Source organism: Bacillus sp. COPE52 (assembly GCF_003355115.1).
GTDB lineage: Bacteria > Bacillota > Bacilli > Bacillales > Bacillaceae_G > Bacillus_A > Bacillus_A toyonensis.
Genome location: NZ_CP031292.1, coordinates 581,059 through 594,964 on the forward strand (window position 1 = coordinate 581,059; position 13,906 = coordinate 594,964).

General features: G+C 35.3%; 10 protein-coding genes, 16 tRNA genes and 1 rRNA gene. 26 read left to right on the forward strand and 1 reads right to left on the reverse strand.

The window, feature by feature from the left end; translation table 11 throughout:
* From rrf to DPQ31_RS02925, 16 genes are all read left to right on the forward strand, one after another.
* Positions 1 to 109 (forward strand): 5S ribosomal RNA (gene rrf / locus DPQ31_RS02850).
* Positions 110 to 117: 8 nt separating this feature from the next.
* Positions 118 to 192, forward strand: a tRNA-Asn gene (locus DPQ31_RS02855).
* A 4-nt stretch (positions 193 to 196) separates the two neighbouring features.
* A tRNA-Thr gene (locus DPQ31_RS02860) sits at positions 197 to 269 on the forward strand.
* Between the two features lie 22 nt (positions 270 to 291).
* Positions 292 to 366, forward strand: a tRNA-Glu gene (locus tag DPQ31_RS02865).
* 4 nt (positions 367 to 370) lie between these two features.
* Positions 371 to 446: transfer RNA gene (locus tag DPQ31_RS02870), tRNA-Val, on the forward strand.
* 26 nt (positions 447 to 472) lie between these two features.
* Positions 473 to 549 (forward strand) — tRNA-Met (locus DPQ31_RS02875).
* A gap of 3 nt (positions 550 to 552) precedes the next feature.
* Positions 553 to 628, forward strand: a tRNA-Asp gene (locus tag DPQ31_RS02880).
* Between the two features lie 11 nt (positions 629 to 639).
* Positions 640 to 715 (forward strand) — tRNA-Phe (locus DPQ31_RS02885).
* 18 nt (positions 716 to 733) lie between these two features.
* A tRNA-Thr gene (locus DPQ31_RS02890) sits at positions 734 to 809 on the forward strand.
* A 10-nt stretch (positions 810 to 819) separates the two neighbouring features.
* Positions 820 to 903 (forward strand) — tRNA-Tyr (locus DPQ31_RS02895).
* Positions 904 to 910: 7 nt separating this feature from the next.
* Positions 911 to 984 (forward strand) — tRNA-Trp (locus DPQ31_RS02900).
* A gap of 19 nt (positions 985 to 1,003) precedes the next feature.
* Positions 1,004 to 1,079, forward strand: a tRNA-His gene (locus DPQ31_RS02905).
* Positions 1,080 to 1,142: 63 nt separating this feature from the next.
* Positions 1,143 to 1,217 (forward strand) — tRNA-Gln (locus DPQ31_RS02910).
* A gap of 5 nt (positions 1,218 to 1,222) precedes the next feature.
* Positions 1,223 to 1,297: transfer RNA gene (locus tag DPQ31_RS02915), tRNA-Gly, on the forward strand.
* 14 nt (positions 1,298 to 1,311) lie between these two features.
* Positions 1,312 to 1,382, forward strand: a tRNA-Cys gene (locus tag DPQ31_RS02920).
* A 10-nt stretch (positions 1,383 to 1,392) separates the two neighbouring features.
* Positions 1,393 to 1,474 (forward strand) — tRNA-Leu (locus DPQ31_RS02925).
* A 176-nt stretch (positions 1,475 to 1,650) separates the two neighbouring features.
* Here DPQ31_RS02925 and DPQ31_RS02930 read toward each other — a convergent pair.
* Positions 1,651 to 1,956 (reverse strand): DUF3884 family protein, encoded by a 306-nt coding sequence (locus DPQ31_RS02930; RefSeq protein ID WP_208731530.1) that lies wholly within the window; start codon positions 1,954 to 1,956, stop codon positions 1,651 to 1,653.
* Between the two features lie 654 nt (positions 1,957 to 2,610).
* Here DPQ31_RS02930 and DPQ31_RS02935 point away from each other — a divergent pair.
* The 10 genes from DPQ31_RS02935 (at position 2,611) to DPQ31_RS02980 (ending at position 13,488) form a co-directional block, all read left to right on the forward strand.
* Positions 2,611 to 3,330: a YebC/PmpR family DNA-binding transcriptional regulator gene (locus tag DPQ31_RS02935; protein ID WP_000532958.1), complete on the forward strand. Its 720-nt coding sequence runs from the start codon at positions 2,611 to 2,613 to the stop codon at positions 3,328 to 3,330.
* 144 nt (positions 3,331 to 3,474) lie between these two features.
* A complete protein-coding gene (locus tag DPQ31_RS02940; RefSeq protein WP_000400461.1) occupies positions 3,475 to 3,936 on the forward strand; it encodes an NUDIX hydrolase in 462 nt (153 codons plus the stop codon).
* 440 nt (positions 3,937 to 4,376) lie between these two features.
* Positions 4,377 to 5,153, forward strand: coding sequence for a transglycosylase domain-containing protein (locus DPQ31_RS02945; RefSeq protein ID WP_000664700.1), 777 nt, complete (start codon positions 4,377 to 4,379; stop codon positions 5,151 to 5,153).
* Positions 5,154 to 5,340: 187 nt separating this feature from the next.
* A complete protein-coding gene (locus DPQ31_RS02950) occupies positions 5,341 to 5,991 on the forward strand; it encodes a DsbA family protein (protein WP_000841321.1) in 651 nt (216 codons plus the stop codon).
* Between the two features lie 115 nt (positions 5,992 to 6,106).
* Positions 6,107 to 6,180: transfer RNA gene (locus DPQ31_RS02955), tRNA-Gly, on the forward strand.
* 200 nt (positions 6,181 to 6,380) lie between these two features.
* The gene (gene queG / locus DPQ31_RS02960) at positions 6,381 to 7,523 is read left to right on the forward strand and encodes a tRNA epoxyqueuosine(34) reductase QueG (protein ID WP_000345226.1); all 1,143 of its coding nucleotides are present in this window, start codon (positions 6,381 to 6,383) and stop codon (positions 7,521 to 7,523) included.
* A gap of 44 nt (positions 7,524 to 7,567) precedes the next feature.
* Positions 7,568 to 8,455 (forward strand): amidase domain-containing protein, encoded by an 888-nt coding sequence (locus tag DPQ31_RS02965; RefSeq protein ID WP_000260519.1) that lies wholly within the window; start codon positions 7,568 to 7,570, stop codon positions 8,453 to 8,455.
* Between the two features lie 58 nt (positions 8,456 to 8,513).
* Positions 8,514 to 9,002: a tRNA (uridine(34)/cytosine(34)/5-carboxymethylaminomethyluridine(34)-2'-O)-methyltransferase TrmL gene (trmL, locus tag DPQ31_RS02970; protein ID WP_000538149.1), complete on the forward strand. Its 489-nt coding sequence runs from the start codon at positions 8,514 to 8,516 to the stop codon at positions 9,000 to 9,002.
* 125 nt (positions 9,003 to 9,127) lie between these two features.
* Positions 9,128 to 11,197, forward strand: coding sequence for a sensor domain-containing protein (locus DPQ31_RS02975; RefSeq protein ID WP_097957560.1), 2,070 nt, complete (start codon positions 9,128 to 9,130; stop codon positions 11,195 to 11,197).
* Positions 11,198 to 11,592: 395 nt separating this feature from the next.
* The gene (locus DPQ31_RS02980; RefSeq protein WP_000353271.1) at positions 11,593 to 13,488 is read left to right on the forward strand and encodes a PrkA family serine protein kinase; all 1,896 of its coding nucleotides are present in this window, start codon (positions 11,593 to 11,595) and stop codon (positions 13,486 to 13,488) included.
* Positions 13,489 to 13,906 lie beyond the last annotated feature (418 nt).

The window sequence follows — 13,906 nt, forward strand, 5'->3', positions numbered from 1 at the left end:
ATGATGGCAGAGAGGTCACACCCGTTCCCATACCGAACACGGAAGTTAAGCTCTCTAGCGCCGATGGTAGTTGGGACCTTGTCCCTGTGAGAGTAGGACGTTGCCAGGCTTTATTATTCCGCAGTAGCTCAGCGGTAGAGCTATCGGCTGTTAACCGATCGGTCGTAGGTTCGATTCCTACCTGCGGAGCCATTATGCTTCCATAGCTCAGCTGGTAGAGTACTTCCATGGTAAGGAAGAGGTCACCGGTTCAACCCCGGTTGGAAGCTTGGAAAAAGTTTTTAAATTTTTGGCCCGTTGGTCAAGTGGTTAAGACACCGCCCTTTCACGGCGGTAACACGGGTTCGAATCCCGTACGGGTCACCACTTTGGAGGATTAGCTCAGCTGGGAGAGCACCTGCCTTACAAGCAGGGGGTCGGCGGTTCGATCCCGTCATCCTCCACCATATAAATTTTATATGAATAGTATTATCGCGGGGTGGAGCAGCACGGTAGCTCGTCGGGCTCATAACCCGAAGGTCGCAGGTTCAAATCCTGTCCCCGCAACCAAATGGTCCCGTGGTGTAGTGGTTAACATGCCTGCCTGTCACGCAGGAGATCGCCGGTTCGACCCCGGTCGGGACCGCCATTTTTTAATAAGGCTCGGTAGCTCAGTCGGTAGAGCAGAGGACTGAAAATCCTCGTGTCGGCGGTTCGATTCCGTCCCGAGCCACCATTTATCTTAATACAATACGCCGGCTTAGCTCAATTGGTAGAGCAACTGACTTGTAATCAGTAGGTTGGGGGTTCAAGTCCTCTAGCCGGCACCATGTAAGTTTCGGAGGGGTAGCGAAGTGGCTAAACGCGGCGGACTGTAAATCCGCTCCTTCGGGTTCGGCAGTTCGAATCTGCCCCCCTCCACCATTTACATAGGGGCATAGTTTAAAGGTAGAACTGAGGTCTCCAAAACCTCCAGTGTGGGTTCGATTCCTACTGCCCCTGCCAAATACATTTACACAACATGGCGGTTGTGGCGAAGTGGTTAACGCACCGGATTGTGGCTCCGGCATTCGTGGGTTCGATTCCCATCAGTCGCCCCATTTTTATTTTTAAAATTACAAATAATCTAATTGATACTTACATATAATTAAGTAAGAATTCGATGGGCTATAGCCAAGCGGTAAGGCAACGGACTTTGACTCCGTCATGCGCTGGTTCGAATCCAGCTAGCCCAGCCATTTTTGCGGAAGTAGTTCAGTGGTAGAATACAACCTTGCCAAGGTTGGGGTCGCGGGTTCGAATCCCGTCTTCCGCTCCAATTAAATTAAATATGGCGGCATAGCCAAGTGGTAAGGCAGAGGTCTGCAAAACCTTTATCACCGGTTCAAATCCGGTTGCCGCCTTTATTATTGTGCCGATGTGGCGGAATTGGCAGACGCGCACGACTCAAAATCGTGTTCCTTCGGGAGTGTCGGTTCGACCCCGACCATCGGTATCAAGAACGGCGTAACATCAGGCTCTATACTAATTGTATAGAGTTTTTTTGTGTTTTCATCGTACTACAAAATAAGGACTAATACTATCAAAGCTCATGCTATACAGTTAAAGCAAACTGTGAAACACTAAAGGGATAAAAATGAACATTCATTTTTATCCCTTTAGTGTTTCATTTTATAGAGAATCTCTCCACCCTGGTGACATGAAGTTAAATCCGACACCACCAGTAGATATTAGCACATTATCAACTGTTAACTTTGTAATTTCTAAAAACTTCTTTTCAAACTCTTCTCTGTTGTACTTGTACATAGTTGAGTGGCACGACCACATTTGCGTTGAAGTACTCAACCATTCCCCTAATTCCTTTAATTTAGGGAATGACTCAAATTGAATTGGTTCATCTAATTTCATGAATCTCACTTGATAGATAGTTGGGTTTAGCTTTTCTCCTATCCCTTTAAGACCATGTGCTTTTTTCATGTAAATGTGTCATAATTCTCCCCCATCCTTCAAATCTTTGAATTCCAAAATTATTTTCCTGTTTTAATTATACAGTAATAAAAAGTAATTAGGGGGATGTGGTGGTAATTTTTCCCTTTTTCTTATTGTTTAGCGAGAAATAAAGTAATAAATGAAATATGATAATTTTAATCAAGAGAGAAATGAAAGTAAAAAGTATCAGTTATTTATTGTGATTCCATTTTGGCTTCGTTTCATTTTAATTCATCATGTTTAAAGAAGATCAAAATTTTTAAAATACTTTAAAATAAAGGATTTTAGGGGGAACGCTCTATATAACTATATAAATGTCACCTAGAAAGACTCAAAATCGTGTTCCTTCGGGAGTGTCGGTGCGGCCCGGACAATCGGTATCGACGATGTAAAAAGACTCTAACAGAAATGTTAGAGTCTTTTTTGTTAAATTATATTATGTGATGCTAAAATTCGTAATAAACGTAAAAATTCATGTATAATATAACTTGTCGAAAGAACAAAATGATAATGATTTATATTATGTCTGTAATATGAATCAAAAGTGAACTTTTTATATTTCTTTTAAAAATGTGTTGAATACACATTATATTTCATATTAATATTTTTATGTAGATTTAAAACGAGAAAGAGAGTGAAAGTATGGGCCGTAAATGGAACAACATTAAAGACAAAAAAGCATCAAAAGATGCAAATACAAGCCGTATATACGCGAAATTTGGACGTGAAATTTATGTGGCAGCAAAACAAGGCGAGCCAGATCCTGAATCAAACCAAACGTTAAGAGTTGTATTAGAGCGTGCGAAAACATACAATGTACCAAGAACAATTATTGATCGTGCAATTGAAAAAGCAAAAGGCGGTTCAGAAGAAAACTATGATGAGCTTCGTTACGAAGGATTTGGACCAAATGGATCTATGGTAATTGTAGATACACTTACAAATAACGTAAACCGTACCGCAGCAGATGTACGAGCTGCATTTAGCAAAAACAGTGGTAACATGGGCGTAAATGGTTCTGTAGCTTACATGTTCGATGCGACAGCTGTTATCGGTCTTGAAGGTAAAACATCAGATGAAGTTCTTGAAATTTTAATGGAAGCAGATGTAGATGCACGTGACATTCTAGAAGAAGAAGATTCTGTTATCGTTTATGCTGAACCTGATCAATTCCACTCAGTACAATCTGCACTTAAAGATGCTGGTATTGAAGAATTTACAGTTGCAGAATTAACAATGCTTGCACAAAATGATGTAGAACTTCCTGAAGATGCTCAAGTACAATTTGAAAAAATGGTTGATGCATTAGAAGATTTAGAAGATGTACAACAAGTTTACCATAACGTAGACTTAGGCGAATAATAAAAAAGGACCCTTTCGTTTAACGAACTGGGTCTTTTTTATTGAAATAATTAAGATGATAAGGTTTTAAAGGTGTTTTGTTGTAGTTATGGAATAGGATTATAGATAGTATTTTAAATGATTGTATTTCTAGGAGGTATTTCTATGGAGCATAAAACACCAAAGCATATCGTTGCTGTAGCAGGCTATTTAACAAATGAAAAGAATGAGGTGCTTTTAACAAAAGTACATTGGCGAGCGGATACGTGGGAAATGCCTGGGGGACAAGTAGAAGAAGGAGAAGCACTCGATCAAGCTGTTTGTAGGGAAATAAAAGAGGAAACAGGATTATCGGTGAAGCCTATCGGAATTACAGGTGTCTATTATAATGCTTCTATGCATATTTTAGCTGTTGTGTTTAAAGTGGCATATGTGAGTGGTGATATAAAAATTCAACCTGAAGAAATACAAGAGGCTAAATTTATTGCTTTAAATGAAGAGAACATCGATGAGTATATAACGCGTCCTCATATGAAATCAAGAACAGTTGATGCGATGAGAGCAACGCATTTCATCCCATACGAAACGTGGGAAGTACAGCCATATAACCTTATAGGCAGGTTGTAAGAAAAGGGTAGCTATTTGAGTGTATCTCAAATAGCTACCCTTTTCTTATGTATATTACTTCAGAAAAAGGTCAAAATGATAATAAAGCTAGTATTGATTTCAAGAACATTAGTTCTGTATAATTATGATATATCATATATAATTAGATTACTAGATGTTTAAAAATAGAAATTTATAGATGATATAATAAAAGAATAAAGTGGAATCAAGGAAGTATAACGCTCTTAATTTCTACGCTGCTGTTTGTTATGAATGTTTTAAAATAATGTATATTCAATATTTCAGATGAATAGTAGATAGAAAAAGACTGTGATACAATACATTTTTATACCTTACAATGATGTAAGGTAGGTGTAAGAGAAATCGATGGGATATTTTTTTACAACAAGGTATTCTTAAGTTAAGAGATATATATGCTGTGTGGAAAAGAGGTGTTCAAGATGAAAGAACGAGTATTATCTAGAGTGAACTATCATCAAAAAGTTGCATTAAATCCAATGACTAAATTCTTTTATAAAGCCATTATTTTATTATTATTGTTAAGTTGTACGTTATTATTCGTTGGAAATATAATGATCGAGAAAAGTGATATTAGTAAATTACATGTACCGCCTAAGTTAGAGGTGCCAGAATCATTAACACATGCATTTATCGCGACAGAAGATAAAAGGTTTTATCATCATAATGGTTTAGATTATATAGCAATTATTAGGGCGTCTGTTGAGAATATAAAAGCTGGTGGTGTTGTGCAAGGAGGAAGCACAATTACACAGCAATTATCGAAAAATGCTTTTTTAACGAATGAACGTACATTTTCTCGTAAGTGGAAAGAGATTTTTTATACAAAAAAAATTGAACGTACATTTACGAAGGATGAAATTTTAAAATTGTATGTAAGTAATATTTATTACGGAGAAGGAGCATGGGGAATTGAAAAAGCAGCCAACCTTTACTTCGGTAAAACGGTGAACCAATTAACGTTGGCTGAAAGTGCGATGATGGCTGCTGTAGTGAAAGCACCTGCTTATTACTCACCTGCGCAAAATTATGATAAAGCGGTCGAGAGACGAAATGTAGTTTTGAGATTAATGGAAAAAGAAGGATATATCAATCATGATGAGTATGTGCAAGCAGTTAGTGAGAAATTAGTAATTCGCCATGATATAAAAACAGAGCAGTCGATGTTAAATAATGCGCGTGAAAAAGCAGTAAGTTAAGAGAAGCTCTTGCATAGGAGCTTCTTTTTTTGAATAAATTGTGACAAATTGTGACACAATATCGTCACAATTATTGTGTTTTTGTAATTTATGTGAGCGTGTTCATTGCGTGACGTATATAAGTGTTGATATTATGTGTATTGTGTACAATGCTGTATACAGAATATGAATTTAAAGAGGAATGTATATGAAATCAAATAAACTCATGGCTCTTGGTGTAGTTTTTTCTATCGCAGTATTGATTGTAATCGGAACAATTGCGTATAGCATCATAAATGACAAAAAAGATAAAGGGAATGAGATGTTTGCTTATTCTACGCAACAATCTTTAGGTAAAGATGATGCTCCGGTTAAGGTAGTTGAATTTGGAGACTTCAAATGCCCAGCATGTCGTACTTGGGATGTAACGGTATTACCACGATTAAAAGAAGAATATATTGATAAAGGTAAAGTGCAGTTATATTTTATTAACTTCCCATTTATTGGAAAAGACTCTGATTTAGGCGCAGCAGCTGGTGAAGCAATTTATAAACAAGATAAAGATTCATTCTGGACTTTCTATGATGAGATTTATCAAAGTCAAAAGAAAGATACGGAAGAATGGATTACAGAAGAATTACTTCTTAGCATTGTGAAAGAGAAACTTCCAAAAGTTGATGTAGAACAGTTTAAAAAAGATTTACACAGTAAAGAAATAAAAGAAAAAGTACGTAAAGATTCAGATCGTGCTCAAAAATTAAAAGTTCAAGGTGCTCCTTCAGTATATATAAACGGGAATCTTGCAAATCCTGATTTCGATAGTATGAAGAAGGCGATTGATAAAGAATTGAAAAAGTGATGAGGTCTCTCATCACTTTTTCGACTTTTTTCGATAAAATTCTTGCTTCCGTTTTTTTTACATGCTATACTACTTTACATAAGTTATTCTAATATCTTATATGTATTTCATATTTGCGGGTGTAGTTTAGTGGTAAAACAAGAGCCTTCCAAGCTCTGGTCGAGAGTTCGATTCTCTTCACCCGCTCCAAATTTTATTTAATGTTTTTCTAATAAATTGTGATCAACGCAGTGTTTCGTTTCTGAGATAAACGAGGCATTGCGTTTTTTAATGTTTGAAAAGCATAATTGTATGCGAAAATAGAAGTAAAGAATAGTATTCCAAAAGTGAATTGCTAACCAATATAGTCGTTACATAAGGGATGGGTTCATCTGAGGAGGCGATTAAGAATGGATTTTGAACAATTAAAGCAAGATGTAATTGCATATAGTAAAACAATTGGTATAGATAAAATAGGCTTTGCGAGTGCTTCTCCATTTGAGGAGCTAAAGCAGCGGTTAATCCAGCAGCAACAATTAAATTATCAATCTGGATTTGAAGAGTCTGATATAGAAAAAAGAACGAATCCACAGCTTTTATTACCAGGTGCAAAATCAATTATTGCGATTGCTTTAGCGTATCCTTCAAAATTAAAAAACGCACCATTAAGTAAACGTGGAGAACGCCGTGGGATTTTTTGTCGTGCCTCTTGGGGACAAGATTATCATCTTGTTTTACGAGATCGTTTGCAAAAGTTAGAGGCATATTTAATTGAAAAGCTTCCAGATATAGAAGTGAAGTCAATGGTTGATACAGGTGAGTTAAGCGATCGTGCTGTATCAGAACGTGCAGGTATCGGATGGAGTGGTAAGAACTGCGCTATTATTACACCTGAATTTGGTTCGTATGTATACTTGGGAGAAATAATTACAAACGTTCCATTTCCACCAGATCAGCCGATAGAAGATCAATGTGGAAGCTGTACAAAATGTATTGATGTTTGTCCTACAGGTGCTTTAATACAGGGTGGACAGTTAGATTCGAAGAAATGTATTGCTTTTTTAACACAGACGAAAGGGTTCCTACCTGAAGAATATCGCGATAAAATAGGAAATCGTATATATGGATGTGATACGTGTCAGACTGTGTGTCCAAAAAATAAAGGAATGGATTTTCATAATCATCCTGAGATGGAGCCAGATCCTGAATTAGTTAAACCGCTCTTAACACCACTTTTAACAATTAGTAATCGTGATTTTAAAGAGAAATATGGGATTATGTCAGGGTCATGGAGAGGTAAAAAGCCATTGCAACGAAATGCGATTTTAGCATTGGCGCATTTTAAAGAAGCATCAGCAATTCCTGATTTAATCGGTGTTATGAAAGATGATCCAAGACCAGTACTACGCGGAACAGCAGCGTGGGCACTTGGGAAAATTGGTGGAGATGGAGTAGGCGAAGCTATTGAGAAAGCGATGGAACGTGAAAAGGATGAAGAAGTTCTTCATGAAATGAATCGTGGGCTTGCATTGTTAGCGCAGAAAAAAGAGTAGATAATATCTCCCTTTTTCATATTGTAATATGGGAGGGAGATGAAATGGTTGTAAAAGAAAATATTGAAACACAAGTACAACAGTTTTTAGCATATGTAACAGAGAAACGAACAAATGTGGATGGTATTGCTAAAGATTTATTACAACTAGCACAAAGAAAGAAACAATTGTTTCAAAAACGTAGTGCAGATATAGTGAAAGCAACAGCAGATGTTTCTTTCATTAGACAGCTAAATAGTAGTGATTATCAAGAAATTGATTATCAAGTACATTTTAAATATTTAATTAAGCATAAAGAATTATTTTATATCGAAGAGGAACAATTAAAACGAAGAGTTTGTTTAAATAATAGCCGGATAATAGGTGATTATGCTATTGAAGTGCCAGAAGAGATTGGAATAGGTGAGACATTAGAAAGAGAAGTTACGAAAGAGAAATACGGTTCTTATCAGTATAATCGTTTAGAGGCAGTAAAATATGCAGAGCGTTGGTGGGATGATCGAAACCCAGTGTATCGCAATTTTCCTGATAATTGTACAAATTTTATTTCTCAATGTCTTCATACTGGAGAAGTACCAATGAACGGATATCCTAATATTCGTAAAGGTTGGTGGCAAAGGGAGAACCAGTGGAGTTGGAGCTGGGCTGTCGCACACTCTTTTTACTGGTACTTGTCAGGTTCTACAGTTGGCCTGCGAGGAGAAACTGTAGAAAAGCCGGAAGACCTTATTCTTGGTGATGTCATTGCTTACGATTTCGAAGATGACGGTAGGTGGAATCATACGACGATTGTAGTAGCAAAAGACGCAGATGGTATGCCACTTGTAAATGCACATTCAGCAAATAGCCGGCGGCGTTATTGGAGTTATGAGGACTCTAGTAAATACACACCACAAATGAAATATAAATTCTTTCATATTATTAATGGGTAGAGATTTTTCGTTCAAGTGGTATAATACGTAGTAGACAAAAAACAGAGGTGAATATCGCGTGGGCGTACATGTTGTTTTATATCAACCAGAAATTCCAGCAAATACAGGAAATATTGCACGTACTTGTGCAGCAACTGGAACAGAATTACATTTGATTAGACCGCTTGGGTTTTCAACGGATGACAAAATGTTAAAGCGTGCAGGATTAGATTATTGGCAGCACGTAAAAGTTACGTATTACGATTCAATTGAAGAGTTTTATGAGAAAAATAAAGACGGTGAATTCTTCTATTTAACAAAGTATGGTGAGAAAGCTCATACAGCATTTGATTATAGCAAACGTGAGAAGGATTATTATTTCGTGTTTGGAAGAGAAACAAATGGCTTACCAGCTAATGTAATCGAAGAAAACTTCGATCATTGTTTACGTATTCCAATGACGGATAAAGTACGTTCATTAAATTTATCTAATACAGCAGCAATTTTAATTTATGAAGCGTTTCGTCAACAAAATTATCCAGGATTAGATTTAGAAATCGTTTATTAAAAGTCGCCATTAGGCGGCTTTTTTTATAAATAAAAATAATATGTAGTCATACATTTTAAAAAAGGTACATATTCATATAGAATGGGATATATGATTAAAAATAGATAAGACGGGTTGAGATAAATATGAAGGAACAATATAACAATCAAAATACCTTTTTAAGTATGATAGATATGGATTTAATAAGACAAGGACTATTACATGCTATTCAAGATTTAGTATTTATTGTGAAAGTTATTGATGATGAGATCTTTAAATATATTTATATAAATAAAATAGGGATGGATTATGCTGGATTAAGTGAAGAATGTTACGGAAAAACATTTGCAGAAGTGTTATCAGGAGAAAAGGTGAAAATATTACAAGAGCAATATACAAAAGTGGTGAGAGAGGCGAGAGCACACACATTTTGTGATGTAATCAGTTTCCCAACTGGTAATTTACATTATGAGTCTTCAGTTAATCCTGTATACGACGAAGAAGGGGTATGTCAATTTATTATTTGTATTACAAGGGATATTACAGCTCAGATTGAGGAGAAAGCAGAGATAGAGGAAAAACAAATGTTATTTAAGTCATTACTAGAATATAATAATGACTCCATTATATCTATAGATTCTATAGGTAGAATTACATATGCTAATCCGGCAACGTATGAAATATTTGGATACCGATATGAAGAGTTAAATAATAACTTTATTTTTAACTTTATTATTAAAGAATATGAAAAAGACTTTCAAATTATATTTAAGGAAGCTTTACAGGGGAGAGCAAAACAAATTGTTTCAAAGAAATATGTTCATAAAGAAGGATATGAATTATATATTTCTTTGAGAACGATCCCGATTATTGTGAACGGTGAAATTGTTGGGGTGTATATTGTTACGAGGGATGTTACAAGGCAAGTATTAAATGAGATGAAGACGGAATACTTAGCTTATTATGACCAATTAACAGGTTTAATGAATAGAATTTCATGCACAAACAAGCTAAATGAGTTTTTAAATGAAAATAAAGAGCTTGCACTAGTTTTCATGGATTTGGATGAATTTCATCTTATTAATGATACATTTGGTCATAAAGAAGGAGATAAAGTATTACAAAAAGTTACAGAATGTTTAAGCAATCTAGAAATAGAAGGTATGCATTTATTTAGAGAACATGATGATCAATTTGTTATGTTAATAGAAAATATAACGAAAGAATATGTAGAGGAAGTTGCAAAAAACATATTAGAAAAGATTAGTGAACATTTTGTAATTGAAGAAGAGGACGTGTATTTAAGTGCATCAATTGGAATTGTAATGGCACCAACAGATGGAGCCGATGAAAAAATACTTTTTCAAAGAGTTGATGCTGCTTTGGAAAAAGCAAAGGAAAAAGGAAAAGGGCATTATCATTTTTATTGTAAAGGATTAGATTGTGAACGTGAGAAAAGGTTTGTAATGGAAAATCAGTTACATCGTGCTATAGAGAAAAATGAATTTTTCTTATATTACCAGCCGCAGGTTAATATTGAAACGAAAAAAATAGCTAGTATGGAAGCTTTAATAAGATGGGAGAATAAAGAATTAGGATTTGTCCCTCCCAATCAATTTATTCCACTGGCAGAAAGAACAGGATTTATTATTAAGCTTGATGAGTGGGTAGTAAATCAAGTGTGTCAGCAAATACGTGAATGGTTAAATAAAGGGTATGAAGTGGTTCCGATTGCAGTTAATATTTCAGCTAGACATTTTCGATCTATTACATTAATAGAGATGATTACACGTGCTTTAAATAAGTACAATGTACCAGCTCATCTATTAGCGATAGAGGTGACAGAAGGAGCCCTTATACATAAAGACATATCAAAGAGAGTGTTGCTACAATTAAAAGAACAAAATTTAAAGATTCATTTAGATGATTTTGGAACAGGGTATTCGTCTTTAAGTTATTTGAAAACATATCCAATTGATACCTTGAAAATTGATCGCTCTTTTATGGAAGGTATACATGTAGATGAACGTGATACGAATATTACGGCTGCAATTATTCATTTAGCTCATACATTAGAATTGAATGTAATTGCAGAAGGAGTAGAAAAAGCAGAACAAATACAGTTTTTGAAGGGAAAAAATGTAGAAATTGTACAAGGTTATTATTATAGTCGCCCTTTATCAAAATATGATGTGGAAAATATGTATTATACATGATGTATAAAGAAAAAAGTGATGTGCTAAAAGCACATCACTTTTTATGTGTACCTGGTTTATCGTTGTAACCAGATGTGAAAATAGCTGTAAGAAATGTGAGTGATACACCTAAAATTAATAATAATTTCATATTAATATTCCCCCTACTTTTTCGATTTACGAATTCTATTTATGAATTGAAATGTATGTAAGGTTCTTAGAAGAAAAGAATTTATTTATAATGAATAGCAGTGTGAAAACTTTAATACCTATATTATACAGAATTTTCTTTGAATTTTGGAGAGAATTTTATAGCACTACTATATATTTCGTTTTGATTTAAAGAATGTTTAAGGACATCCTAGCATACCTTTTATAATAATCCGATTGAACAAGGAGATGGGGGAGGAGCTATAATGGATATTCTAAAAAAGATTGAACAGCATCGAGCAGCAGAAGAACGTTTACAATGGGAAGGTACGTTTGCGGAGTATTTGGAGCTTGTGAAAGAAAGACCATGGGTGGCTCAAACAGCACACTCTCGCATTTACAATATGATAAAAGATGCCGGAATTGAAGAAGTTGATGGTAGAAGAAAATATAATTTCTTTAGTAATCAGCTGTTTGGACTAGAGGATGCACTAGAGCGTCTTGTTGAAGAATATTTTCATCCGTCTGCAAAAAGATTAGATGTTAGAAAACGTATTTTATTATTAATGGGTCCTGTTAGTGGAGGGAAATCAACATTAGTTACGATGTTGAAACGAGGATTAGAAACATACTCACGTACAGATCGTGGAGCGATTTTTGCAATTAAAGGCTGCCCGATGCACGAAGATCCACTGCATTTAATTCCACATCATTTACGGGATGATTTCTTTGATGAGTATGGAGTGAGAATTGAAGGGAATTTATCACCATTAAATGTAATGCGTCTAGAGCAAGAATATGGGTCAAGAATTGAGGATGTAGTTGTAGAGCGTATTTTCTTCTCGGAAGATCGTCGTACAGGGATTGGTACATTTAGCCCGTCTGATCCAAAATCACAAGATATTGCCGATTTAACAGGTAGTCTAGACTTTTCAACAATTGCAGAATATGGTTCAGAATCAGATCCTCGTGCGTATCGATTTGATGGAGAATTAAATAAGGCGAACCGAGGGATGATGGAATTCCAAGAGATGTTAAAATGCGATGAGAAGTTTTTATGGCATTTATTATCGCTTACGCAAGAAGGTAATTTCAAAGCGGGAAGGTTTGCGCTTATTTCAGCAGATGAATTAATTGTAGCGCATACGAACGAAACAGAGTATCGCTCATTTATAGCAAATAAGAAAAATGAAGCATTGCATTCAAGAATTATTGTAATGCCAGTTCCATACAATTTACGAGTGAGTGAAGAGGAACATATTTATGAGAAGATGATTCATGAAAGTGATGTATCGAATGTGCATATTGCACCACACACACTTCGTGTTGCAGCGATGTTTACAATTTTAACTCGCTTAAAAGATCCGAAGCGTCCAGATATTGATTTAAACAAAAAGATGCGTTTATATGATGGTGAAATGGTAGAGGGTTATAATGCGATTGATGTAGAAGAATTGCAACGGGAATACCAAGATGAAGGTATGAGCGGTATTGACCCACGTTATGTTATTAACCGAATTTCTTCTACAATTATTAGAAAAGAAGTACCATCTATTAATGCACTAGACGTACTTCGTTCTTTAAAAGATGGATTAGACCAGCATCCATCCATTAGTAATGAAGATCGTGAGCGCTATATGAACTTCATTTCATTAGCAAGAAAAGAATATGATGAAATTGCTAAGAAAGAAGTACAAAAAGCATTCGTATATTCATACGAAGAATCGGCTAAGACACTTATGGATAATTACTTAGATAACGTTGAAGCATATTGCAATAAATCGAAATTACGTGATCCATTAACAGGTGAAGAAATGAGCCCAGATGAAAAACTAATGCGCTCAATTGAGGAACAAATTGGAATTTCAGAAAACGCGAAGAAAGCATTCCGTGAAGAAATTTTAATTCGCATCTCTGCTTATGCGCGTAAAGGAAAACGTTTCGATTATAACTCGCATGAACGTCTTCGCGAAGCGATTCAGAAGAAGCTATTTGCTGATTTAAAAGATGTCGTGAAAATCACAACATCAACGAAAACACCAGATGAAAATCAGCTTAAGAAAATCAACGATGTTGTTGCACGTTTAATTGATGAGCATGGCTATAATTCTTCTTCGGCAAATGAATTATTACGCTATGTAGGTAGCTTGCTAAATCGATAGTTTGATAACAAAACGCTGTCTCTTGTTTTTTGCGGGACAGCGTTTTGTTATCCATTCATATGTGTAAAGTGTCATACCTTGTCCAAATATAATAAATTAAGATGCAATTTCATGAATTTATTGTCAATTATTTTTACAATATGCATATGATAGAGTAACCAACCATTCATACGAAAAAAGCCAACACAATACAATATGTTGCAAAGTGAAAATGTGTGCAACAATGCATTGTGTTTCTTTCTTATCAGAGGCTGAATATTTCTTTCTATTATGTGAGTGGCAAAATTTTGTTTAGGATGCTCGGAGTATTGTATGTAAAACGTTATATATGTTTATGGGGTGATTTTCGATGGGCAGTTACCTTTCAAATATTTTAGCTTGAACATTATAGAACAAAATTTATAGATTGCTGTTCATA